The following is a 21822-nucleotide window of genomic DNA, read 5'->3' as shown; positions in this document are numbered from 1 at the left end:
CGTACGCCGTCCGGTGCAACGGCGTACGCCCCTTCGGGGGGCAGGTCGGAAGGCGGATTCACTCGAACGGAGACGTGGCGCTCAGTAGTTCTGTGGTTGCGGAGGGCTATACCCGCAGGCACGGTGGGAGGGAAGTTGTCCGACGCATAAGGAAAAGGAACACATATGCGTCCCCTGGTCACACGCCCTCTCACGGCCCTGGCGATATCCGCCGCCCTCACCCTCGGCGCGGCGGGACCCGCCTTCGCCGACGAGCACCGTCCCTCCCGCGCGGCCGACCGGGCCGCCCACGCCCCGCTCCCCGACGCCGCCGCCCTGCTGACCCGGACCAAGGCCCTCGCGGACGTCGGCGGTGTGACGACCCCCGTGACCGAACTCCTCACCGCCGCCCTCAAGGCCGACGAAGGCCAGCTCCCCGCGGCCGACGCCGAAGCCCTGAAGGCGAAGATCCAGGCCGCCGTCGACCAGGCCAAGGAGACCGCCCCCGCCCCGCTGCCGGAGACCCCGGCCACCCCGGAGCCGCCGGTCACCCCGCCCGTCGTGGACACCCCGGTCGCCCCGCCCGTGGTCGAGGCCCCCGTCGCCCCGCCGGCCGCCGAGGCCCCGGCCGGGCTGCCCGTGAAGCCGCCGGTGACCCTGCCCGTCGCGGCCGGGGCCAAGGCCGCGCCGGCCGCGCAGGCCGCGCCGGCCGATCTGGTGGACGACGCGCTCGGCACCGTCGAGAAGGCCGTCGCCGGGCTGGTCGCCGCCGTCACCTCCGGGGACGCCGGCGGAGTCGTCCCGCAGGTCACGGCCACGCTGACCTCCCTGGTCAACCTCGTCGTCGCCACCGTGCTCGGCAGCGGGCTGCCCGCCCCGGACCTGGCCGGCCTCCCCGCGCTGCCCTCGCTCCCGGTCGACCCGCCCGTCGAACTGCCCGTCGACCCGCCGGAGCTGCCCGTCGACCCGCCGGTCGACGCACCGGAGCTGCCGGTCGACGCGCCGGTGAAGCCGCCGTTGCCGGTCCGCTGACCCGCGCGCACCCCCGACCCGTACCGGTCCGGCCTTCCGCCGGGCCGGTACGGGCGCGTCCGTGTCCGGTCATCCGGAAATCGCACCGGTCCCCTTCGATCGGGTGCAGTGTCGAGAAATCCCTGCTCCTGGAGTTTCCGGGGAGCCCACCTCTCGTTACAGAAGACGGAAGCGACGCACGGAATTCATCAAGAAGCCTGTGCGGAACGCGAGTTGAAAGAACAGAGGAAGGATTCTCCCCATGAAGCCCACCAAGGTCGCCGCGGTCGTCGCCGGTTCTCTCATGGCCCTCGGCGTCGCCGCCCCCGCCATGGCCCAGGAGGCACTCATGCCGACCAGCCTGAACGGCGGCCTGGAGGCCATCGCCGCCAACGGGCTGAAGACGGACGTGCTCAGCAGCACCACCGAGGGCTCCCCGGTCAAGTCGGTCACCGACACCGCGACCCAGCTGAACCAGTCCGGCAAGGGCCTCCCGCTCGTCGGCGGCCTCCCGGTCAACCCGCTTGGCGGCTGATCGAATGATTTTCTGACCGGTCGCCGTGTGGCCTCGACCTCACACGGTGTGCCGCTCCCTACTCTCGGGACCGTCCCTCGCGAACGTCAGCGTGGGACGCGGCCGGACGGAGCGAGGGGGGATCCTCGCCGGTCTCTCCCTTTCTCCCGAGGAAGAGCGGTATGCGGTCCATCATCAGCAGGAAAGTACTCACCGCGGCGGCAGCGACCGGCTTGCTGTCGCTGACCGGCGGTCTCGCACTGGCCGCGAACGCGCACCCCGGCACGGGCGACACGCCAGGACCCGGCAACGGGCAGGCGCACGCCCCTCTCTCGCCGGAACTCTGCGGCGCCGGCATGGACCTGGGCGACTACGTGACGTCGGTCGTCGGAGACCTCTGCGCCCACGCGACGGAGGAACCCGACGGCGGCTACGGCGACGAGCCCACCACGCCGCCCACGACACATCCGCCGACGACGCCTCCGCACACGCACCCGCCGACCACGCCGCCGGGTGAGTGTGAGGAGGGTGAGCCGGGGTGCGAGCCCACCACACCGCCGACGACACATCCGCCGACCACGGCGCCTCCCACGACCCAGCCCCCGACCACGCCGCCGGGTGAGTGTGAGGAGGGTGAGCCGGGGTGTGAGCCCACCACACCGCCGACGACGCACCCGCCGACCACGGCGCCTCCCACGACCCAGCCCCCGACCACGCCGCCGGGTGAGTGTGAGGAGGGCGAGCCGGGGTGTGAGCCCACCACGCCGCCGGGTGAGTGCGAGGAGGGCGAGCCGGGGTGTGAGCCCACCACGCCTCCCGGTGAGTGCGAGGAGCCCGAGCCCGGCGAGGAGCCCGAGCCCGGTTGTGAGCCCACCACGCCGACCACCCCGCCGCACGGGCCCGACAAGCCCGAACTCCCCGACACGGGCAGCGACCCCGCCCTGTGGGGAGCGGCCGCCGTCAGCGCCGCCCTCATCATCGGCGGCACCGTCGTCCAGCTCCGGGGCGGCCGCCTCGTCCGGAGCCGTCGCCACTGACGTACGCGCCTGCCTGACGTGACGTCAACAGAGGCCCCCGCCCTCACCGGTGGGGGCCTCCGGCGTTGCTGCACATGGGGGAACCACGCGCGACGTTTCGGCCGAGTGGCTCGTTCACCCGGCATGACTCTGCGCTCTCACGCCGGCATGGGACTCCTCATGACCGCGCTCGCCTCCGCCGCCATGGCCGCCCCGGCCGCCGCCGTCGAGGCCCCGGTGATCGTTCCCCTCCAGGGCCTGGAGCCGGTCCTGCCGATGGACGCCCCGACCGTCGCGACCGGCGTGCCGGTGCCCATGCCCGGCGCCCCCACCGGCTTCCAGAAGGGCCTCGGCGCGCTGCCCGACGTGACCCTGCCGTCCGTCCCGCTCACCAGCACCCTGCCCGAGACCGTCGTGGACGCCCCGCTCCCCGAGCTCCTGAAGGGCAGCGAGCCGGGGAGGGCGCTCCTCGCCAGCCCGCACTCCGAGATGAAGGCCGCCACCCCCGGTGCCACCCTCGGCCACCCGGTCGAGGCCCCCCGGGGCAACGGCCTCGCCGGACTGCCCAAGCTCGCCGATCCGAAGCTCGGCCTCATCGCCCCGACGCTGAGCGGGGCCCTCGACTCCCAGCTCGGCCTCGCTCCCGAGCGCGGCTGAAACCCCCTTCCCCCGCCCTTTTCGGAATTCCGTTCGGGCGCGTTCCGCGCGAGTGAAGACACGATTCTTCCCCGCTACCGCAAGGGCCTTTCCTCGTTGCACCGGAAGGCTTGTCGCATGGCCACGGTCCGCGGTCCGGAGTGCCACCTCTCGTATCCGACGGGGGGCGGTCATCGGACCGCGGGCCACCTTTTCGGCTCAATCGCCGTGACCCGCTCCGTGGTACGGCGTTGAACGCACGTGACGGCCGTGATCCCTGCGGTCGCTCGACCCATCCAAGGAGTTCTGATGTCTCGCATCGCGAAGGCTGCCGCCGTTCTGGCCGGCACCGGTGCCGTCGCCCTCAGCGGAGCCGGCCTGGCCGTCGCCGACGCCGACGCCGGCGCCGTCGCCGCCGGCTCGCCCGGTGTTGTCTCCGGCAACGTCGTCCAGGTCCCGGTCCACGTCCCGGTCAACCTCTGCGGCAACACCGTCAACGTCATCGGCCTGCTGAACCCGGCCTTCGGCAACCACTGCGCCAACGTCGACGCCCCGAACGGCGGCGGCAACGGTGACGGCGGCTACGGCGGCTGACCGCCCCGCTTCCCCCGAGCGTCCCCCCGGCCCCTCCAGGGCCGGGGGGACGCCCGCGTCCGGGGCCTCCCCCGCCCCGCCCCGCCCCGTCAGGCGTACCGGTAGATCGCGCTGTGGTCGAACATCTCGGCCGGCGTCACGCCCCACGGCGCCATCGGCTGGTGCCGTGCCACCACCTTCCGGTACTGCGCGTCGCCCAGCGGCGGCGGCTCCGCCGGCAGATAGGCGGCCTGTGGATTGCGCTGCTGCCACCGCGACCACACCAGGTCCACGAAGGAGTGGTGCAGCCAGAACACCGGGTCGTTCACCGAACCGCCGCCGAGCATCAGACCGCCCACCCAGCGGTGCACCCGGTTGTGGATCCGGAACCGGTCGTTGCCCGAGCCCGGGGCCCAGCCCTCCAGGCGGTTGCGGAAACCCGAGGGGCTGGTCGAGTTCCACGGGGCCGTGTCGTACGTCCGCTCCCGCATCACCTCGTCCAGCTGGGCGGTCGTCGGCAGCGTGACCGGATCGCGCGGACGGCCGAAGTCCCTGGTCAGGAAGGAGGTCTCGGTCATCGCGTGCTTCACCGTCCACTTCCCCCCGGCGTAGGCGAAGGGGCCGGTGGTCACCTGGAGGTCCGAGCGGCGGCCGTTGCCGCCCATGAAGTCCTCCGACCAGAGCGAGGCCGCCGGGGTCGAGTCCCGGGTCCAGTCCCAGTACGGGACCGAAACCGTCGCGTCGATCCGGCGCAGCGCCCGCTCGAACTCCAGGAGGAACTTCCGGTGCCAGGGCAGGAAGCTCGGCGCCATGTGGGCGGTCCGCAGCCGGCCGGCGCCGTCGGCGACGTAGTGGTCGATGTGCATCCGGACGAACTCGTCGTACGTGCCGCGGCGCTTCAGTTCGAGCACCGCGGCGACGAACCGGCGGCGCTCGGCCGCCGTCAGGTCGCGCTGGTTCTTACGCGTGTACACCACGCGGGTTCCCTCCCGTCGGGTCGGAGTGGAGGCCGTGCCCCGCCGCGTACCGGGAGAGGGGGGCCGACCCCGCCGCGTCCACGGCCGCGCGGGTGGCCGCGAGCGGGCTCGGACAGGACTCGTAGTGGTCCAGCGGGGTCACCCAGCCGCCGTCGGCGCAGCGCATCAGGTGCAGCGGCCGCCCGTCCACCAGCGCCACCGGCTCGCCCGCCGGTCCGGTGAGGCCGCGGATCCGGCGGCCCGCGTACATCTCGTCGAAGGCGTACGGGTCCGTCCCCGTCTCCGGGGGGCGGGCGGCGATCCGGCCGAGGGTCCCGCCGGTGGCGGCGGTGACGGCCAGCGCGAACAGCGACCGGAGGGCGACACGGCGCGTGAAGGGCATCGGCGATCTCCTGGTGTCGACAAGGGGCCTCAGGGCACAACGATGAAAACCCGTGTTCGTTGCGGCCGGGAGTTCGAGCGGGGGAATGTCGGCCGGATGAGTGAATTCGGTACGGGGAAAGGGTGGTTGCCCCACTAGCATCCCGTTCCATGACCACTCCCCATGTCCTTTCCGAGGCGCGCAGCGTCTCTCCGCTGGGCACGCTCACGGTGATTCCGTGGTCCAGCGAAGTCACCGAAGACTCCGCCGGCACGCCTTTCCTCATGGCGTATTCGCTCGGCGACGGCCGGGACGGTCCGGAGGCCGGGCAGCAGGCCATGCGCGCCGCCCTGGAGTCGATGGGCCTCTCGGTCGGAGACCGGCTCTTCGACCTGGAGAAGGACGCGGGGATCAGCGCCACGCTGCTCGTCGAGGCCGGCACCGCCGTCCTCACCCTGCCCTTCCTGAAGGTGCAGTGCCCGGTGCCGGCCGAGTGGCAGGCCGCCGCCCGCGAGACCGGCAAGGTCTACTTCCTCTGCTCGGTGCGCCCGTGGGCCGAGGCGGTCCCCGGGCAGCCCGTGGACGAGGACCGGCTGCGCGCCTTCGTCTCCGACGAGGAGATGCTCGCGGAATGCGCCCACGTCCTGCTGCCGATCCGGCGCGTGCAGGGCTGAACGGAAGGGGCGGCGCGATGACGACGCTCGGGGTACGGAGCGGGGTCCCGGGACAGCGGCGGGAGGACCGCGCGGCGCGGGACCTGCGGTCGGAGGACGGCACGGTCGGCGCGGGCCGGGGGCTCGGCTGGCTGCTCGTGGTCACGGGCGCGGCCGGGATCCTGGCCGCGTGGGTGATCACGATCGACAAGTTCAAGCTCCTGGAGGACCCGGGCTTCCAGCCGGGGTGCAGCCTGAACCCGGTCGTGTCCTGCGGGAACATCATGAAGAGCGAGCAGGCGGCGGTCTTCGGCTTCCCCAACCCGATGCTCGGCCTCGTCACGTACGGCGTCGTCCTCGCGATCGGCGCCGGGCTCCTGGCGGGGGCCCGGCACCGGGGGTGGTTCTGGCTGGGGCTGAACGGTGGGATGCTGCTCGGCGTCGGCTTCTGCACCTGGCTGATGCAGCAGTCGCTGTACGAGATCAACGCCCTCTGCCTGTGGTGCTGCCTCGCCTGGACGGCGACGATCACCATGTTCTGGTACGTCACCGCGCACAACGTGCGGACCGGGGTGCTGCCCGCCCCGGCGGCGGTGCGGGGCTTCCTCGGCGACTTCGCCTTCGCCCCGCCGGTGCTGCACATCGGGATCATCGGGATGCTGATCCTGACCCGCTGGTGGGAGTTCTGGACCAGCTGACGTGAGCCGTCTCCGCCCCCGTTCCCGGCCGCGGGCCGCACTCCTGGTGCTGCTCGCGGCCGTCGCCGCGCTCGTGCTCGCGCCCGGGATCGTCGGCCGGCTCGCGCCGGGCGAGCGGCACACCGGGACCGCGACCGCGCCCGAGCCCTCGCCGCTGCCCGGGGTGCCGTCCGGCTTCTTCACCGGCTCCGACGCGGAGGGGGTGCGGCGGATCGCCGGGGCGGAGGCGTGGCTGGGCGGCGGGGAGCTGACGGTCGGGCACACCTATCTGCCGGGCGACCGCTGGTCCAACATCGAGGGGCACCGGGAGCTCTTCGCGCCCTGGGCGCGGTGGAAGGCCGGGCGGCCGGGGCGGCTCTTCGTGCTGAACGTGCCGATGATGGACCGCAACGAGGCCGGGCTGAGCGACGCCGAGGTGCGGGAGGGGCTGCGGCACGGGGCGGGCGGCGCCTTCGACGCGCACTTCGAGGCGCTGGGCGAGGGGCTGGTGGAGCACGGGCTCGGGGACGCGGTCCTGGTGCTCGGCTGGGAGATGAACGGCACCACGTACGGGCATCGCTGCGGGCCGGACCCGGCGGCCTGGAAGGCGTACTGGCGGCAGGTGGTCGGGGTGCTGCGCGAGGTCGAGGGGCAGCGGTTCCGCTTCGACTTCACGCCGAGCCGGGGGCGGGACGCCGTGCCGTGGCCGGAGTGCTATCCGGGGGACGACGTCGTCGACATCATCGGGATGGACGCCTACGACCAGCCCGAGGGGGTCTCCTTCGAGGAGCAGGTGAGCGAGGAGTACGGGCTCGCGCACCACGTGGCCTTCGCGAAGGAGCACGGCAAGCCCGTCTCGTACCCGGAGTGGGGGCTCTTCCGGAACGGGGACAACCCGGCGTACGTGCGGGGGATGCTCGACTGGTTCGCCCTCCACCGGCCCGTCTACCAGACGGTGACCGACTACTGCCCGCACGGGGTGTGGGGGTGTGCGGCCAATCCGCGCTCGGCCGAGGTGGTCAGGGGCGCGCTGGGAGCGACGGCCCGGCCTTGAGGGTGTCGAGGGTGCGGTGCAGCAGCGCCGTGAGGTCCTCGGCGAGGCCGCGCTCGGCCCAGTAGAGGACGGCCTCGCGCAGGGCGCCGAGGACGGCGGCGGCGAAGACCCGGACCTCCAGGTCGTCGGGGGCGCGGCCGGTGCGGTCGGCGAGGGCGCGGGCGAGCCGGCGGCCGGTCTCGGCGGTGGTCTCGGTGAGCCGGGCGCGGACGGCGGGGGTGCCGGCCATCAGCCGGGCGCGGACCCTGAGCTCCTCCGGGTCGGCGGCCAGGGCCGCGCCGATGGCCTCGACGACGACCGCGCGGAGGGATTCGAGGGGTTCCTCGCCGGCCGGGCGGGCGCGCAGCAGGGCTTCGAGGCGCTCGTCGTCCTCGTCGGTGAGGAGGATGTCCTCGCGGACGGGGAAGTAGCGGACGACGGTGGAGGGGGAGACCTCGGCCTCGGCGGCGATGCGCTCGATGGTGGCGGCCTCCCAGCCGTGGGCGGCGGCGATCCGTCGTCCGGCCCGGCGGATCGCCGCGCGGGTCTTCTGCTTCTTGCGTTCCCTCAGACCACTGGCCATGGGGTCATTCTGTCGTGTCATCCCTGGTCAGGACTGGTAGGCGACCAGGGAGATGCCGACGTAGTGGACGATGAAGGCGGCGAGGGTGAGGGAGTGGAAGACCTCGTGGAAGCCGAACCAGCGGGGGGACGGGTTCGGGCGCTTCATGCCGTAGATGACGCCGCCGGCGCTGTAGAGCAGGCCGCCGACGACGACCAGGACGAGGACGGCGATGCCGCCGGTCCGCATGAAGTCGGGGAGGAAGAAGACGGCGGCCCAGCCCATGGCGATGTAGCAGGGGGTGTAGAGCCAGCGGGGGGCGCCGACCCAGAAGACGCGGAAGGCGATGCCGGCGGCCGCGGCGGCCCAGACCGCCCACATGAGCGGCTTCGCGGTGGAGTCCGGGAGCAGCAGCAGGGTGAGCGGGGTGTAGGTGCCCGCGATGATCAGGAAGATGTTGGCGTGGTCGAGGCGGCGCAGGACGGCCTCGCCGCGCGGGCCCCAGTTGCCGCGGTGGTAGAGCGCGCTGATGCCGAAGAGCAGGCAGGCGGTGAGGACGTAGACCCCGCAGGCGATCCGGGCGCGGGGGGAGTCGGCGAGGGCGACGAGGACCAGTCCGGCGACGATCACGGCGGGGAACATGCCCGCGTGCAGCCAGCCCCTGAGTCGTGGCTTCAGCGGGAGCGACGGGGTCTGGGCGGTCGGTTCGGGCTCGACCGGGGTCACTTCCGGCGTGGCTGCAGTCATGACACGGAATCGTACCTACGGCCCCGTAGGTGCCGGATACGAGTGGCGATGCTCACGTGTGCACCCCCCTGGACATATGGGCGTTTCCAGCGGATGATCAAATGAGTGCGGTCGGCACCGGATGAGCAGCTACGACGCATCCGGGTCGCGGCCCCCACGGGGCATACAGCGGAATACACCCCTCTACAAGGAGCAATCGTGGCGCGCGACAACGCGGCTCCCCTTCCCACCCAGCACCAGGAGCTCGTCTCCTGGGTGAACGAGATCGCCGAGATCACGCAGCCGGACAGCATCGTCTGGTGCGACGGCTCCGAGGCCGAGTACGAGCGCCTGTGCGAGGAGCTCGTCGCCAAGGGCACGTTCACGAAGCTCGACCCGGCGAAGCGCCCGAACTCGTACTACGCCGCCTCCGACCCGACCGACGTCGCCCGCGTCGAGGACCGGACCTTCATCTGCTCCGAGAAGGAGGAGGACGCCGGCCCGACCAACCACTGGAAGGCCCCGGCGGAGATGAAGGAGCTCTTCGCGGGCTCCGAGGGCATCTTCCGCGGCTCCATGAAGGGCCGCACCATGTACGTGGTCCCCTTCTGCATGGGCCCCGTCGGCTCCCCGCTCTCCGCCATCGGCGTCGAGATCACCGACTCCGCCTACGTCGCGGTCTCCATGCGCACCATGACCCGCATGGGCCAGGCCGTCCTCGACGAGCTCGGCACCGACGGCTTCTTCGTGAAGGCCGTCCACACCCTCGGCGCCCCCCTCGCGGAGGGCCAGGAGGACGTGCCGTGGCCGTGCAACTCCACCAAGTACATCTCGCACTTCCCGGAGACCCGCGAGATCTGGTCGTACGGCTCCGGCTACGGCGGCAACGCGCTCCTCGGCAAGAAGTGCTACGCCCTGCGCATCGCCTCCGTCATGGCCCGTGACGAGGGCTGGCTCGCCGAGCACATGCTCATCCTCAAGCTCACCCCGCCGCAGGGCGAGGCGAAGTACGTCGCCGCCGCCTTCCCGTCGGCCTGCGGCAAGACCAACCTCGCCATGCTGGAGCCGACCGTCCCCGGCTGGACCGTGGAGACCATCGGCGACGACATCGCCTGGATGCGCTTCGGCGAGGACGGCCGCCTCTACGCCATCAACCCCGAGGCCGGCTTCTTCGGCGTCGCGCCCGGCACCGGCGAGCACACCAACGCCAACGCCATGAAGACCATGTGGGGCAACTCCGTCTTCACCAACGTCGCGCTCACCGACGACGGCGACGTGTGGTGGGAGGGCATGACCGAGACGGCGCCCGCGCACCTCACGGACTGGAAGGGCAACGACTGGACGCCCGCGTCCGAGACGCCCGCCGCCCACCCGAACGCCCGCTTCACCGTCCCGGCCGGGCAGTGCCCGATCATCGCGCCGGAGTGGGAGGACCCGAAGGGCGTGCCGATCTCGGCGATCCTCTTCGGCGGCCGCCGCGCCACCGCCGTCCCGCTGGTCACCGAGTCCTTCGACTGGAACCACGGCGTCTTCCTCGGCGCCAACGTGGCCTCCGAGAAGACCGCCGCCGCCGAGGGCAAGGTCGGCGAGCTGCGCCGCGACCCCTTCGCCATGCTGCCGTTCTGCGGCTACAACATGGGCGACTACATGGCCCACTGGGTCAAGGTCGGTGCCACCGCCGACGCGGCGAAGCTGCCGAAGATCTACTACGTGAACTGGTTCCGCAAGAACGACGCCGGCAAGTTCGTCTGGCCCGGCTTCGGCGAGAACAGCCGCGTCCTCAAGTGGATCGTCGAACGCCTGGAGGGCAAGGCCGAGGGTGTCGAGACCCCGATCGGCGTCCTGCCGACCCGGGAGGCCCTGGACACCGACGGCCTGGACCTGGCCGACGAGGACCTGGACTTCCTGCTCACCGTCGACAAGGACGTCTGGCGCGAGGAGGCCGCCCTGGTCCCCGCGCACCTGGAGACCTTCGGCAGCCACACGCCGAAGGAGCTGTGGGACCAGTACAACGCGCTCGTCGAGCGCCTGGGCTGATCCCGTAGCAGCATGAGACTCGTGGTGGGCTGCCCCGAAACACCGCCCTGACCAGTGGGGTCACGACGGTCCACCACGACGCAACCGGCCCCGGAGCCCCCTCAGGCTCCGGGGCCGGCGCATCTCCCCGTGCGGGGATCAGTCACCCCGGTCCTCCAGATAGCGGGTGTGCGCCCGCTGACGGAGCTCCTCCGCCTCCTGGAGTGCCGCGGCGATCCGGCCGGCCTCCTCGCGCAGGGCGGCCAGCTGCCGCTCCAGATGGCGCTCGGGAGGCTCGGAGCCCGGGTTCACCCGGGTCCACCAGCGGGTGCGGACGAAGGCGTCGACCGCCTCCGGCACGTCCTGGCGGACCGCCCGGGCCAGCACGTGGAGGTGCTCCGGGTCGCTGACCCAGCCCGGTTCGAGCAGCGCCTCGAAGAGCGCGTCCAGCTCGTCGAGACGCTCCCTGGCCTCCTCCGGCAGCTCCACCTCCGCGAGGTACTCCCGCAGGGTGGCGCGGTCCGCGCGCAGCGACTCCAGCTGCTCGCCGGCGCTCGGGAAGGCCGGGGCGTCCGGCCGCTCCGGCGGGGCGATCAGCGCGCCCGCGCCGTACAGGCCGAGCACCACCAGCGGCCAGAGGCCGCCGGCCGCGCCGGTGAGGCCGATGCCGAGTCCGGCCAGGCCGCAGAGGCAGCCCGTGAGGTTCTTGCGGGACTCCGCGTACCGGAGCACCGGGTTACTGGTAGCCACGGATCTCCTCGAAGGCGCCCTTCAGGGAGCCCCGCGTCGCGTCGAAGAGCTTGCCGCCGGTCAGCTCCGCGAGGTGGTCCAGCTCGGTCCGGTCGGAGTCGCCGAAGAGGATCGGGAAGACCGGGGTGTGCCGCTGTCCGGCGGGCAGCGCGCCGAAGAAGGCGTCGAAGTCGGAGGCCCTCGTCCCGTCGGTGTTCTCCCCGTCCGTCATGAGCACGATCGAGGTGAAGGTGTCGCGGGGCGCGGTGCCCAGGCTGCGGTAGGCCTCGGTCAGGCTGGAGTAGATCGCGGTGCCGCCGGAGGCCGTCAGCCGCCCGGTCTCGGCGCGGATCGCGTCCCTGGCCTTCGCCGGGTCCTTCGGGTCGACCGTGTACGTACGCACCTCGGCGCCCTTCACCGCGGAGCCGAAGGGCATCAGGGTGACCTCCTCGCGGTCCCGGAAGTCGGCCGTCAGCTCGGCGATCGCCTCCTTGAGGCGGGACAGCCGCTCACCGGCCATCGAGCCCGAGGTGTCCAGGACGTAGACCGTGCGGGAGGGCCGGCGCAGCGTGTTGTCGTACGCGTCGAGCAGGCCGTCGGCGACCGAACGGCTGCCGGGGAAGGGCAGTTCGCGCCGAAGCTCGCGGTCGAGCCGGGGCGAGGGGGTCACGCCCGCGACGACCGGGCGGCGCAGGGTGGTCTCGGTGATCCGGCGCTGCGCCTCCGGGGTGCGGAGGTAGGTGGTGAGCCGCTGGGCCGACTCCTTGGCGGCGGCGGGGGCCGCGGTGAGCAGGGTCAGCGGGTAGTCGGCGGTGACGACGCCGTCGGAGGGGCGGATCACGGTGAGCGCGCCGGGCGTGGAGAGCAGCACCGACTCGTAGTTGACCAGCGCGTCGACGTCGGAGCGGCGGTTGTAGGCGGTGGCGAGCCAGCCGGAGGATCCGGAGGTCAGCTTCTGGCCGGTGAAGAACTCGCGGAGCTTCGGGGTCGCCTTCGCCACGTCCCGGTCGCTCAGCGCGGACTGGGCGCCGGAGAGCCCGGAGGCGACCGAGACGAGCGCGGAGAAGCCGGAGTTGGAGCGCTTGGGGTCGGTCATGCCGTACGTCAGCTTCCCCGCGGCGACCGCCTGGTGCAGCTGCGACCAGGTGACCTTCTTCGGGTCCCAGCCGAGCCGGGCGACGGCCTCGGGGCGGACGCCGAGCGCCACCGGGGAGGTCATCACCGGAATCTCGCCGGTGATCCGGCCGGCGGTGTCGGGACGCAGCCGCAGGTAGTCGTTGGAGGAGAGCCAGACGGCGTCGTACTCCTTCTCGGCCCGGCCCGAGGCGATCTGCTCGACGGCGTCGAGGGTGCCCGCGTAGGTGGTGCGGACGGTGACGCCGGTCGCCTTGCGGGCGTCCTCCAGGACCGGTGCCATGTCGGACAGTTCGGAGGAGGCGAGGACACGGAGGGTGCCGGGTTCGGCGGGCCCGCTGTCCGTCCTGTCGCGCTGCTCGCCGGTGCCGCCGGCCGAGTTGCCGACCGTGCCGCAGGAGCCCGCGGTGGCCGTGAGGAGCAGGGCGAGCGCGAGGCCCGCCAGAAGGCGGGGGAGCGTACGGGGGCTCATGCGGAGGTGCCGCCTTCCAGCGCGCTCGTACGGCGGCCGCGGTCCACGTGGGCGCTCGCTTCCTGGAGTTCGCTCGTGAGGGAGGAGACGGTCGCCGCCATCGCCTCGGTCGCCTGGACCTTGTACGTGTCGATGGCGTCGAGCGTGCGGTAGATCTGCTGGAAGGCGGTGCGCAGGGTCTCGGCGCCGACCGCCGGGTCGGCGGCGATCCGCTGGATCTCGCCGGCCTGGGTGGAGAGCATCTCGGCGTTGCCGCGGATCAGGTCCTCGGTCGTCGACCGGAGCGCGTTCACCTGCTCGGTGACCTTGCGCTGGTTCTCCAGTGCGGAGGCGAGCATGACCGCGATCCGCAGCGCCGACAGGGTCGTCGTCGCGGCCCGGTCGACGCCCTTGATCAGTTCGTCGTTGTTCCGCCGGACCACGTCCATGGCGAGGTATCCCTGCGCGCAGACGGCGAGCTGGGTCAGGAGGTCCTGGTGCTTCTGGCGGACCGGGAAGAGGACGTCGGCGCGGAGCGCGTCCGCCTCGGCCGGGTCGTGGGTGCCGGCGATCCGCTGCTCGACGGCCGCGTCGAGGGCCTCGGTGAGGACGGCGAACTCCTGGAGCTTGCCCATGGTCTCCCAGAGCCGGGCCCGCTCGGTCTGCAACGCGGCGTTGTCGCGGCGCAGTTCGTCCTGGCCGCCGCGCAGCGAGCCGACGATCCGGTTGAGCGTCGCCTGCGAGGAGGCGTACGTGGCGACGTGGTCGCGGAACCTGTTGCCGCCGGGCAGCTTGGCGAGGAGGCCCTTGAGGCCCTTGTCGGGGGTGTCCTGGGGGTCCAGGTCCTCGACGGTGCGCCGGAGTTCGACGAGCGAGGAGCCGACGCGGGCGGAGGCGTCGCCGCCGCCCCGGCCGAGGGAGCGGACCGTGCGGTCCAGCATCCGGTTCGACTGCTGGGCGGCGGCCCGCATCTCGCCGGAGCCGAGCGCCGCGATCTCGCCGATGCGGCCCGCGAACTCCGGGGAGCGCGGGTCGAGTCCGGCGAGCGAGCCCACGTACTCCTCGGCCCGCCGGGCCGTCTCGGCGCGCACCGACTCGTCCAGCGGCACCAGGCTTGAGGCCTGCTCGGCGCGGACCTTCGGGGCGGGGGCGGGCGGGGTGAGGACGAGCGGGGCGTCCTGCCCGGGCGGGGTCAGGACGAAGGTGGACTCGGGAGCGCCCGCGTACGGGTTCCGGGGCTGCCCGGCGGCGCGCGGGTCGGTCGGGTCGGTCGGGTCGGTCATGCGGTGCCCCCCTGGTCACGGGCCCGCCGCGCCATGTCGCGCAGCACCGCGCCGGTGGGCACGGGCGCCTGACGGACTCCGGTCAGTGTCTGGTTGAGGTATTCGCCGTACTGGTTGGTGGCCTCGGTGAACTCGGGCGCGGCGCCCTGCGGCCGGAAGCCGTGCCGCACGGCGAGGCGGCGCAGCTCCGGGTCCTCGGAGAGCAGCCGGCCGAGCTCCTTGCCGCCCTCGCTGAGCGGTACGAGGGTGTGGTCGCTGTTCACCGTGGTGTCGGGGTAGAGCACGACGAGGTCGCCCATGGGCCGGCCGGCGAGGAGCTGGGCGGCGACCTGGGACTCGTACACGAGGACGAGGGGGTTGCCGACGCCGCTCACGAAGTCCCGGAAGGGGGCGTCGGAGCCGGTCTGCTGGGCGCCCTGCACCTGGGTGAGCTTGCGCAGGAGCGGGGCGGTGCGGGCGACGGCCTCCTTGCCGTCGGCGACCCGGCCGCCGTCGGCGACGTAGCTCGCGGCGGCGAGGTACAGGGCGCCGGAGTTGGAGGCCATCGGGTCGGTGGAGGTGATGAAGAGCGTGCCGCTCAGCTCGGCGTGCCTGTCGGCGCCCTTGAGCTGGCGCCAGCCGCGGTCGGCGCGGACGGCGGCCAGATAGGCGTCCATCTTCAGGATGCCGCTGGTGCCGCGGGCGCCGAGGGTGGCCAGGCCGTTGTCGGCGAGGACCCGGGCGGCGTTGCTGTGCGCGACCACCACCAGCGGCGAGTAGAAGGGGCGCAGCGGCGCGGCGGCGGCCTTGTCCGGGGCCTTGGCGCGCAGCTCGTCGGCCGGTCCCTTCGAGGAAGGGAACGCGAAGTCGTATCCCTTCAGGGGGAGTTGCCCCATGTCCCAGGACCCGGAGGTCTCGGTGTTCACGGTGAGGCCCTTGGCGGACAGGGCCTTCACGACGTCGGGATCGGAGAAGAACTCGCTCTTCTCCGAGCCGATGACTCCTCGCACGGTCTTCGTTGCCGTGCCCTTGTCCTTTTCGCCGCCCGTCACGAGGACGGCGGCCACGCCGCCGAGGAGCAGGACGGCAAGGACGATTCCCAGGATGCGTCTCACGCGGGCAGCGTGCTCGCGGAAACCCACATTCCAGAGGGAGTTGGGTGTACGGCGGGTGAAGGAGCGATCCCGGATGGGAACCGGAGGGGTGACCGCCGGATGGCGCCGCGTGCGGGTGGGGCGGGGTGGATGGACCGGGATGGGCGGACCGGAGTGGATGGACCGGGGTGGATGGACCGGGGTGGATGGCTCCCGGGCCGGGCGGTTCGTGCCGCGCGGCCCGGGGCCGTCTAGGGGGCGGCGGTGAGGGCCGCGGTGTGGGTGTCCATGCGGGTGGCCGCGAGGATCGCGGCGGAGGTGTCGGCGCGGGAGGCGGCGACGAGCAGGGCGCGGCCGGCGAGGTCCTGGGCCTTGCGGTGGAGGGCCTCGGGGGTGGCTCCGCTGAGGGCGGCGTGCCGGGCGGGGGGCGCGCCGCGGAGGCGGGCCACCTGGCGGGCGATCTGTTCGCCGCCCTCGCCGTCGCCGAGCTCGTCGGTGACCGCGAGCAGGGCGGCGAGGTGGCCGGCGAGCTGGATGTCCAGCTCCTCCTCGCGGGAACGGTGCGGGAAGGTGCCGGGCGCGCCGGCCGTCGTGTGGACCGAGGGGGTGCGGATCGGTTCGTACATGGGACGGCCTCCTGACTGCTCGGAGACCAGCCTAGCTTAGATTCTGTCTAAAGTTGATTCCGGTCCGGTTCAAGGGTGGGTCAAGGCTGGGGTGGGGGCGGGGCACCGCTCGCCACGGCGGGTCAGGACCGGGGGCGCCGCCCGCCCCGCGGCCGGTCAGTGCTGGCCGTAGCCGTCCAGGAAGCGCCCGATCCGCGTCACCGCGTCCGTGAGGTCCGCGACCGACGGCAGCGTCACGATCCGGAAGTGGTCCGGCTCGTGCCAGTTGAAGCCCGTCCCGTGCACCACCATGATCTTCTCGGCCCGCAGCAGGTCCAGGACCATCTGCCGGTCGTCCTTGACCTTGTAGACGTTCGGGTCGAGCCGCGGGAAGAGGTACAGCGCGCCCTTCGGCTTCACGCAGGTCACGCCGGGGATCGAGGTCAGCAGCTCGTACGCCGTGTTCCGCTGCTCCAGGAGCCGCCCGCCCGGCAGCACCAGGTCCTCGATCGACTGCCGCCCCTGGAGCGCGGCGGCCACCGCGTGCTGGGCCGGCATGTTCGCGCACAGCCGCATGTTCGCGAGGATCGTCAGCCCCTCGATGTACGAGGAGGCGTGGTGCTTCGGGCCGCAGACCGCGAGCCAGCCGGAGCGGAAACCGGCCACCCGGTAGTTCTTGCTCATGCCGTTGAAGGTGAGGCACAGCAGGTCGGGGGCGATCGCGGCGGTCGGGGTGTGGGTGGCGCCGTCGTAGAGGATCTTGTCGTAGATCTCGTCCGAGCAGATGACGAGGTTGTGGCGGCGGGCGATGTCCGTGAGCGAGCGGAGCATCTCGTCGTCGTAGACGGCGCCCGTGGGGTTGTTCGGGTTGATGATCACGATCGCCTTGGTGCGGTCGGTGATCTTCCGCTCGATGTCGGCGAGGTCCGGCATCCAGTCCGCCTGCTCGTCGCAGCGGTAGTGCACCGCCGTACCGCCCGCGAGGGAGACGGACGCCGTCCACAGCGGGTAGTCGGGGGCCGGGACGAGGACCTCGTCGCCGTCGTCGAGCAGCGCCTGCATCGCCATCTGGATCAGCTCGGAGACGCCGTTGCCGAGGTAGATGTCCTCGACCGAGAGGTGGATGCCCTTGGTCTCGTAGTGGCTCATGATCGCGCGGCGGGCGGACAGCAGGCCCTTCGCGTCGCCGTAGCCGTGCGCCTCGGAGAGGTTCCGGAGGACGTCCTCCAGGATCGCGGGCGGGCACTCGAAACCGAAGGCGGCCGGGTTGCCGGTGTTGAGCTTGAGGATGCGATGACCCGCGGCTTCGAGCCGCATCGCCTCTTCGAGCACCGGGCCCCGGATTTCGTAACAGACGTTGGCGAGCTTCGTGGACTGGATCACCTGCATGACGCGAGCTTACGGCCGGCGGGGGGCGCATGCGTCGTGTTCTCGGACACGTCCGGCACCGGGACCCGGCCGGACGCGCCCGGCGTACGGGCCTGTCGTGATCCCTACAATGCGGGCCATGAGCTTCGAGGACCCCGTCAGAGCCCCGCACGGGCGCCGCCGTCACGCCTCCGCCCGGCGGGGGCGCGGGGCGGTGTGGCTGGTCGCCGTCGGCGGGGCCGCCGTGCTCGGGCTCGGCGCGGTGGCGCTGACCGGCGGGGGCGGCGCGAAGCGGCCGGCCGAGCGGGACGCGGAGCGCGGCGGTCTGCCCGCGCTGATCCAGACGGACCCGAAGGCGAGCGGTACGACCCCGGCTCCCGCCCCGAGCCGGAGCACCGGCCCGGGCACGGGCGGCCCGGCCGGCCCCACCCCGTCCACGGTCGCCCCCACCACGCAGGCCTCGTCCGAGGCCCCCGCCACCGCGGCCCCCGCGACGGAGACCGCGCCGACCGCCACGTCCACCACCACCGCCACCGGCACCGACAAGCCCGGCCGGGGACGGGGCAACGGGAAGGGCCCGCGCTGAGACCGGGGTCTTCACCTGCTGGCCCTCGAGTGGGGTGCCCAGCACTGGCAAAAGCCGATGAGCGGCCCCACCCGCACAACCACCCGGCACGATGCCGCGAGCATCGCGATCGGACGACGCGCCCAGGGACACCCGATCCGGCGACGGACGACACCGCCCCGTGCACACCAGAGCGATGTGTACGGGCATCGGACCGTCCAGGCCGACCGGTTTGCCCCTGGGCGTGAGGAACCCCGCCCCCGCATCCCCGGACCACGGACACGATCCGTTCCGCCGGACGCGGCGCGTACGCGGGCGACCAGGACACCCACAACCGTTCGGGGTGTCCGCAGTGACCAGGTATGGGTCCAAGACTCACTTCTGCTCACTGATGAGGAACGGTAGGTTTGCCCGTCATGTGGGTGGTGAGTGCTTCCGGGTGCCGGTGGCTGGGTGCGGCGGGCGCGGTCGGCGTGACCGCCGGCGGATACGCGGCCGGGGCGCTGCCCGTGGTCGGCGGCGGATCCCTGTGGGCGCCGCGGGACGGTGCCGTCGAGACCGCCGGGGCCGTCGTCGCGGCGGTCGGGCTGACCCTGCTCGTCGCGGCCTGGTGGCGGTACGGCGTGCTCCTCGCGCGCGGCGTCCACGACCGGGTCCTGGTCACGCTCGCCGCGTGGGCCGCGCCGCTGCTGCTCGCCCCGCCGCTGCACAGCGCCGACGTGTACAGCTACATCGCGCAGGGCGCGATGGTCCTGGAGGGGTACGACGTCTACGGCGCCGGGCCCTCCGCGCTCGGCCCCGGTCAGCTCGGGGCGGACGCGGCGGCGAGCGTCGGCGGGAACTGGACCGACACCCCGGCGCCGTACGGGCCCGTCTTCCTGCTCCTCGCCGAGGGCGTGGTGAAGCTGACCGGCGGGGCCGTCGTCCCGTCCGTCCTGCTGCTGCGGCTCGTCGCCGTCGGCGCGCTCGCCCTCACGGTCTGGGCCGTGCGCGGCTTCCGGGAGGGCGACGGCGACGGCGCCCTCTGGCTGGCCGTGCTCAACCCGCTCTACCTGGTCCACGTGATCGGCGGCGCCCACAACGACGGGCTCATGATCGGGCTGATGCTCGGCGGGGTGCTGCTCGCCGTGCGCGGCCGGTGGGTCCTCGGCAGCGTGCTCGTCGGCTGCGCCGTCATGGTGAAGTCGCCGGCGGCCGTCGCGCTCCTCTTCGTCGCGGTGGTCGTCGCCCGGCGCGGCGGGCTCCTGAAGGGGCTGCTGCTTCCGCCGGCCGTCGCGGGCGCGGTCGCCGCCGGGGCGAGCCTGGTCTCCGGGACCGGCTTCGGCTGGCTGGGGACGCAGTCCGTCGCCGCCGCCATCCACACCCCGCTCTCGCTCACCAGCGACCTCGGCCTGGCGCTCGGCACGCTCGTCGCCGACGACCCCGAACCGGTCAAGGCGGTCGTCCAGAAGCTGGGTCTGCTCGCCGCCGTCGCGATCATCGCGGCCCTCGCGTGGCGGGCGTACCGGGGGCGGATCGACCCCGTCCTCGGGCTCGGCCACGGGCTGGTCGCGCTGGTCGCCCTCTCGCCGATGGTGCAGCCCTGGTACCTGCTGTGGGGCACGGCCGCCGTCGCGGCCGTCGCCTGGCACAGCCGGGGCGGTCAGGTGCTCGCCGTCGTCTCGGCGGCCCTCGTGTACGAGACGCAGCCCTCGGGACGCACCCCCTGGTACGGCTTCGTCGCCGCCGGGCTCGTCCTCGCCCTGGGGCTGCTGTGGCTCCGGCGCGACCGGTGGCCCGCCGGAGCCGGCGGGGACCCCGGCGGCGTCGGTGACCTCAGCGGCCGTCCGGCAGGGAGCGCAGCCCGCGGCTGAGCCGTTCGTCCTCGGCCGGGCGGTTGTAGATCTGGCCGCAGATCCGGATGCCGCCGCCGTCCTCCCACGGCCGGACCAGGACCCGGCAGCCGAGGCGGGCCATGAGCTCCTCGCGGAGCGCGTCCGCCTCCGGGCGCGTCCCGGCGAAGCGCTCCGGCAGCCGCAGGGAGCGCATCGCGAGGCGGGGGTCCGACGGGAGCGGGGTCGCGGACCGCCTCCTCGTCCGCGAGCGCCGGGTCCAGGGGGACGGTGACCGTGCGGGCGCGCCGGGCGGCGGCCGCGACGACCGTGCCGTAGCCGTGGTCGGTGACAAGGACCTCGTCGTCCGGGGCGAGCCGCAGCGCGCCCACCGGCGAACTCCTCTTCGACCCCGAGCTGGTGATCAGGGCGTCGACGGGGCCGGTGAAGGGCGCGTCCTAGGCCGGCGTCCGGCGGAGCGCGCGGCCCGCGAGGGCGTCCGTGCGGCGGCCGTCCTCGACGACGAAGCGGCCGGCGACCAGGACGTGCGGGATGCCGACGGGGAGCGTGCGGGGGGCCTCGTACGTGGCTCCCGCCGCGACCGTCGCCGGATCGAAGAGCACCAGGTCCGCCACGTACCCCTCCTTCACCAGGCCCCGGTCCGGCAGCCCGAGCCGGGCCGCCGGGCGCGAGGTCAGATGGGCCACGCACTCCTCCAGGGCGAGGACGCCCTCCTCGCGGACGTACCGCCCCAGGTACTCGGGGAAGGTGCCGTAGGCGCGCGGATGCGGCTTGGCGCCCTGCAGGATGCCGTCCGAACCGCCCGTGTGGACCCGGTGGCGCATGATCGCCCGCACGTTCTCCTCGTGGCCCACGTGCTGGAGGATCGTCGTGCCGAGCCGGTCGGCGAGGAGCAGCGCCCGCGCCTCCTCCCAGCCGGCCGGCCGCCGGCCCACCCGGTCCGCGAGGGCCGGGGCGGTGACGCCCGAGACCTCCACCGTCCGCCAGTCGACCGGCACCCCGTGGCAGCCGTCCGAACCCGTCACCTCCAGGTCGTGCCGGATCCGCTCCGCCGTCGCCCCGTCCGCGAGGCGCGCCAGGACCGCCTCCGGGCCGCCCTCCTGCGCCCACGACGGGAGCAGCGCGAGCAGGGTCGTACAGCCGGGGGTGTAGGGGTACGTGTCGAGGCTGAGGTCCGCGCCGGCGTCCAGCGCCCGGTCGAGGAGGGCGAGGAGTTCGGGGGCGCGGCCCTCGTTCTCGGCGAAGTTCAGCGTGGCGTGCGCGAGGTGGAGCGCGCAGCCCGCCTCCCGGGTCAGCGCGATCATCTCCTCGTACGCGCGCAGCGCCCCCGCCCCGTAACTGCGGTGGTGGGGGCAGTAGTAGCCGCCGTACTCCGCCACCACCCGGCACAGCTCGGTGAGTTCGGCGTCGGGGGCGTACATGCCGGGGGTGTAGGTGAGGCCGGAGGACATGCCGAACGCGCCCTGCTCCATCCCCTCGGCGACGAGCCGGCGCATCCGGTCGAGCTCGGCGGGGGTCGCGGGCCGGTCCTCCCAGCCCATCGCGTACATCCGGACCGTGCCCTGCGGGACGAGGTAGGCGGCGTTCACCGCGATGCCCTCGCCGCCGTGGGCGGTGTCGAGCCGGTCCAGGTACTCGCCGACCGTCCGCCAGTCCAGGTCCAGGGTCGTGTCGTCGGGGCCACCGCCGTTCCAGCCGGCGATCGCCCGCCGCACCTCCTCGCGCGTGCGGTCGTCCACCGGCGCGTACGACAGCCCGTCCTGGCCCAGGACTTCGAGGGTCACGCCCTGCGCGGCCTTCGCCGTGTGCTCCGGGTCGCGGAGCAGCGCGAGGTCGCTGTGGGCGTGCATGTCGACGAAGCCGGGGGAGAGGACCAGGCCCTCCGCGTCGACGGCCCGGGCGGCCGTCGGCCGCTGGCAGCCGGCCGCCGCGGCCTCCTTCACGATCGAGACGATCCTGCCGTCCTCGACCGCCACGTCGGCCCGGTAGGAGGGCGCGCCGGAACCGTCGACGACCTCCGCGTCCCGGAAGACCACATCCATCATCCC

General features: G+C 73.3%; 23 protein-coding genes and 1 pseudogene. 12 read left to right on the top strand and 12 right to left on the bottom strand.

Annotation, left to right across the window (positions count from 1 at the left end; all coding sequences use genetic code 11):
• Nucleotides 1-165: 165 nt before the first annotated feature.
• The 5 genes from HHL19_RS09025 to HHL19_RS09005 all read left to right on the top strand — a co-directional run bounded on the left by HHL19_RS09025 (nt 166) and on the right by HHL19_RS09005 (nt 3750).
• Nucleotides 166-1011: a hypothetical protein gene (locus tag HHL19_RS09025; protein WP_206325347.1), complete on the top strand. Its 846-nt coding sequence runs from the start codon at nt 166-168 to the stop codon at nt 1009-1011.
• Nucleotides 1012-1252: 241 nt separating this feature from the next.
• Nucleotides 1253-1525, top strand: coding sequence for a hypothetical protein (locus tag HHL19_RS09020; RefSeq protein WP_169087413.1), 273 nt, complete (start codon nt 1253-1255; stop codon nt 1523-1525).
• A 161-nt stretch (nt 1526-1686) separates the two neighbouring features.
• Entirely contained in the window at nt 1687-2541 is an 855-nt protein-coding gene (locus HHL19_RS09015) for a hypothetical protein (RefSeq protein ID WP_169087411.1), read from the top strand.
• A gap of 123 nt (nt 2542-2664) precedes the next feature.
• A complete protein-coding gene (locus tag HHL19_RS09010; RefSeq protein WP_169087409.1) occupies nt 2665-3177 on the top strand; it encodes a hypothetical protein in 513 nt (170 codons plus the stop codon).
• Nucleotides 3178-3465: 288 nt separating this feature from the next.
• The gene (locus HHL19_RS09005) at nt 3466-3750 is read left to right on the top strand and encodes a chaplin (protein ID WP_169087407.1); all 285 of its coding nucleotides are present in this window, start codon (nt 3466-3468) and stop codon (nt 3748-3750) included.
• 89 nt (nt 3751-3839) lie between these two features.
• Here the strand turns inward: HHL19_RS09005 and HHL19_RS09000 are convergent, their stop codons facing one another.
• Nucleotides 3840-4706 (bottom strand): tyrosinase family protein, encoded by an 867-nt coding sequence (locus HHL19_RS09000; protein WP_169087405.1) that lies wholly within the window; start codon nt 4704-4706, stop codon nt 3840-3842.
• Nucleotides 4690-5088, bottom strand: a complete 399-nt coding sequence (locus HHL19_RS08995; RefSeq protein ID WP_169087403.1) for a tyrosinase family oxidase copper chaperone — start codon at nt 5086-5088, stop codon at nt 4690-4692. Before HHL19_RS08995 ends, HHL19_RS09000 begins: the two co-directional genes overlap by 17 nt.
• Nucleotides 5089-5237: 149 nt before the next feature.
• Between HHL19_RS08995 and HHL19_RS08990 the strand changes: the two genes are divergently transcribed.
• From HHL19_RS08990 to HHL19_RS08980, 3 genes are read left to right on the top strand one after another with little or no spacing between them, the layout of a single operon-like run.
• Entirely contained in the window at nt 5238-5741 is a 504-nt protein-coding gene (locus HHL19_RS08990) for a DUF5949 family protein (RefSeq protein WP_206325346.1), read from the top strand.
• Between the two features lie 17 nt (nt 5742-5758).
• Nucleotides 5759-6418 (top strand): vitamin K epoxide reductase family protein, encoded by a 660-nt coding sequence (locus tag HHL19_RS08985; protein WP_169087401.1) that lies wholly within the window; start codon nt 5759-5761, stop codon nt 6416-6418.
• Between the two features lies 1 nt (nt 6419).
• Nucleotides 6420-7451, top strand: a complete 1032-nt coding sequence (locus HHL19_RS08980) for a glycosyl hydrolase (RefSeq protein ID WP_169087399.1) — start codon at nt 6420-6422, stop codon at nt 7449-7451.
• Here the strand turns inward: HHL19_RS08980 and HHL19_RS08975 are convergent.
• Both HHL19_RS08975 and HHL19_RS08970 read right to left on the bottom strand, forming a co-directional pair.
• Entirely contained in the window at nt 7417-8013 is a 597-nt protein-coding gene (locus HHL19_RS08975) for a TetR family transcriptional regulator (RefSeq protein WP_240981480.1), read from the bottom strand. The genes HHL19_RS08980 and HHL19_RS08975 overlap by 35 nt on opposite strands.
• A gap of 27 nt (nt 8014-8040) precedes the next feature.
• Entirely contained in the window at nt 8041-8739 is a 699-nt protein-coding gene (locus HHL19_RS08970) for a hemolysin III family protein (protein WP_169087395.1), read from the bottom strand.
• 198 nt (nt 8740-8937) lie between these two features.
• On the opposite strand from HHL19_RS08970, the gene HHL19_RS08965 reads away from it, so the two are divergent.
• Complete coding sequence (locus tag HHL19_RS08965; RefSeq protein ID WP_169087393.1) at nt 8938-10755, top strand: phosphoenolpyruvate carboxykinase (GTP); 1818 nt, start codon at nt 8938-8940, stop codon at nt 10753-10755.
• Nucleotides 10756-10893: 138 nt separating this feature from the next.
• On the opposite strand, the gene HHL19_RS08960 is transcribed toward HHL19_RS08965, so the two are convergent.
• From HHL19_RS08960 to HHL19_RS08935, 6 genes are all read right to left on the bottom strand, one after another.
• Entirely contained in the window at nt 10894-11484 is a 591-nt protein-coding gene (locus HHL19_RS08960; RefSeq protein WP_169087391.1) for a hypothetical protein, read from the bottom strand.
• Nucleotides 11471-13069 (bottom strand): VWA domain-containing protein, encoded by a 1599-nt coding sequence (locus tag HHL19_RS08955; RefSeq protein WP_169087389.1) that lies wholly within the window; start codon nt 13067-13069, stop codon nt 11471-11473. Before HHL19_RS08955 ends, HHL19_RS08960 begins: the two co-directional genes overlap by 14 nt.
• On the bottom strand, nt 13066-14331 hold the full coding sequence (locus HHL19_RS08950) for a toxic anion resistance protein (RefSeq protein WP_169087387.1): 1266 nt from the start codon (nt 14329-14331) through the stop codon (nt 13066-13068). The genes HHL19_RS08955 and HHL19_RS08950 overlap by 4 nt, the downstream gene beginning before the upstream one ends.
• Nucleotides 14328-15452: a hypothetical protein gene (locus HHL19_RS08945; RefSeq protein WP_346768453.1), complete on the bottom strand. Its 1125-nt coding sequence runs from the start codon at nt 15450-15452 to the stop codon at nt 14328-14330. The genes HHL19_RS08950 and HHL19_RS08945 overlap by 4 nt, the downstream gene beginning before the upstream one ends.
• A 203-nt stretch (nt 15453-15655) precedes the next feature.
• A complete protein-coding gene (locus HHL19_RS08940; protein ID WP_169087385.1) occupies nt 15656-16030 on the bottom strand; it encodes a hypothetical protein in 375 nt (124 codons plus the stop codon).
• A 156-nt stretch (nt 16031-16186) separates the two neighbouring features.
• Entirely contained in the window at nt 16187-17398 is a 1212-nt protein-coding gene (locus HHL19_RS08935; protein WP_169087383.1) for a pyridoxal phosphate-dependent aminotransferase, read from the bottom strand.
• A gap of 118 nt (nt 17399-17516) precedes the next feature.
• Here HHL19_RS08935 and HHL19_RS08930 point away from each other — a divergent pair, with 118 nt between their 5' ends.
• The 3 genes and pseudogenes from HHL19_RS08930 to mptB all read left to right on the top strand — a co-directional run bounded on the left by HHL19_RS08930 (nt 17517) and on the right by mptB (nt 19795).
• The gene (locus tag HHL19_RS08930) at nt 17517-17963 is read left to right on the top strand and encodes a hypothetical protein (RefSeq protein ID WP_169087381.1); all 447 of its coding nucleotides are present in this window, start codon (nt 17517-17519) and stop codon (nt 17961-17963) included.
• A pseudogene (locus tag HHL19_RS37135) lies at nt 17964-18347 on the top strand (IS200/IS605 family accessory protein TnpB-related protein); the annotation flags it as partial. It abuts the gene before it with no gap.
• Nucleotides 18348-18358: 11 nt separating this feature from the next.
• Nucleotides 18359-19795 carry a polyprenol phosphomannose-dependent alpha 1,6 mannosyltransferase MptB gene (gene mptB / locus HHL19_RS08925; protein ID WP_169087630.1) on the top strand — a complete coding sequence of 479 codons (1437 nt, stop codon included), beginning with the start codon at nt 18359-18361 and terminating at the stop codon, nt 19793-19795.
• On the opposite strand, the gene HHL19_RS08920 is transcribed toward mptB, so the two are convergent.
• Both HHL19_RS08920 and HHL19_RS08915 read right to left on the bottom strand, forming a co-directional pair.
• The gene (locus HHL19_RS08920) at nt 19758-19970 is read right to left on the bottom strand and encodes a hypothetical protein (RefSeq protein ID WP_169087379.1); all 213 of its coding nucleotides are present in this window, start codon (nt 19968-19970) and stop codon (nt 19758-19760) included. The two genes, mptB and HHL19_RS08920, sit on opposite strands and share 38 nt — an antisense overlap.
• 241 nt (nt 19971-20211) lie before the next feature.
• Nucleotides 20212-21816, bottom strand: coding sequence for an amidohydrolase family protein (locus tag HHL19_RS08915; RefSeq protein WP_169087628.1), 1605 nt, complete (start codon nt 21814-21816; stop codon nt 20212-20214).
• Nucleotides 21817-21822: the final 6 nt, after the last annotated feature.

Source organism: Streptomyces sp. R302, from assembly GCF_012927245.1.
In the GTDB taxonomy this organism is placed as follows: domain Bacteria; phylum Actinomycetota; class Actinomycetes; order Streptomycetales; family Streptomycetaceae; genus Streptomyces.
This window is presented reverse-complemented; position numbering and strand designations above follow the sequence as displayed.

What these genes read in the sequence shown, in the direction of transcription:
- HHL19_RS08985 (WP_169087401.1), top strand. Translation starts at nt 5,759, where the DNA reads ATGACGACGCTCGGGGTACGGAGCGGGGTCCCGGGACAGCGGCGGGAG.
- mptB (WP_169087630.1), top strand. Translation starts at nt 18,359, where the DNA reads ATGTGGGTGGTGAGTGCTTCCGGGTGCCGGTGGCTGGGTGCGGCGGGC.
- HHL19_RS08930 (WP_169087381.1), top strand. Translation starts at nt 17,517, where the DNA reads ATGAGCTTCGAGGACCCCGTCAGAGCCCCGCACGGGCGCCGCCGTCAC.
- HHL19_RS08935 (WP_169087383.1), bottom strand. Translation starts at nt 17,398, where the DNA reads ATGCAGGTGATCCAGTCCACGAAGCTCGCCAACGTCTGTTACGAAATC.
- HHL19_RS08950 (WP_169087387.1), bottom strand. Translation starts at nt 14,331, where the DNA reads ATGACCGACCCGACCGACCCGACCGACCCGCGCGCCGCCGGGCAGCCC.
- HHL19_RS09005 (WP_169087407.1), top strand. Translation starts at nt 3,466, where the DNA reads ATGTCTCGCATCGCGAAGGCTGCCGCCGTTCTGGCCGGCACCGGTGCC.
- HHL19_RS09020 (WP_169087413.1), top strand. Translation starts at nt 1,253, where the DNA reads ATGAAGCCCACCAAGGTCGCCGCGGTCGTCGCCGGTTCTCTCATGGCC.
- HHL19_RS08990 (WP_206325346.1), top strand. Translation starts at nt 5,238, where the DNA reads ATGACCACTCCCCATGTCCTTTCCGAGGCGCGCAGCGTCTCTCCGCTG.
- HHL19_RS08955 (WP_169087389.1), bottom strand. Translation starts at nt 13,069, where the DNA reads ATGAGCCCCCGTACGCTCCCCCGCCTTCTGGCGGGCCTCGCGCTCGCC.
- HHL19_RS08995 (WP_169087403.1), bottom strand. Translation starts at nt 5,088, where the DNA reads ATGCCCTTCACGCGCCGTGTCGCCCTCCGGTCGCTGTTCGCGCTGGCC.
- HHL19_RS08940 (WP_169087385.1), bottom strand. Translation starts at nt 16,030, where the DNA reads ATGTACGAACCGATCCGCACCCCCTCGGTCCACACGACGGCCGGCGCG.
- HHL19_RS09010 (WP_169087409.1), top strand. Translation starts at nt 2,665, where the DNA reads ATGACTCTGCGCTCTCACGCCGGCATGGGACTCCTCATGACCGCGCTC.
- HHL19_RS08975 (WP_240981480.1), bottom strand. Translation starts at nt 8,013, where the DNA reads ATGGCCAGTGGTCTGAGGGAACGCAAGAAGCAGAAGACCCGCGCGGCG.
- HHL19_RS09025 (WP_206325347.1), top strand. Translation starts at nt 166, where the DNA reads ATGCGTCCCCTGGTCACACGCCCTCTCACGGCCCTGGCGATATCCGCC.
- HHL19_RS09015 (WP_169087411.1), top strand. Translation starts at nt 1,687, where the DNA reads ATGCGGTCCATCATCAGCAGGAAAGTACTCACCGCGGCGGCAGCGACC.
- HHL19_RS08920 (WP_169087379.1), bottom strand. Translation starts at nt 19,970, where the DNA reads ATGCGCTCCCTGCGGCTGCCGGAGCGCTTCGCCGGGACGCGCCCGGAG.
- HHL19_RS08970 (WP_169087395.1), bottom strand. Translation starts at nt 8,739, where the DNA reads ATGACTGCAGCCACGCCGGAAGTGACCCCGGTCGAGCCCGAACCGACC.
- HHL19_RS08915 (WP_169087628.1), bottom strand. Translation starts at nt 21,816, where the DNA reads ATGGATGTGGTCTTCCGGGACGCGGAGGTCGTCGACGGTTCCGGCGCG.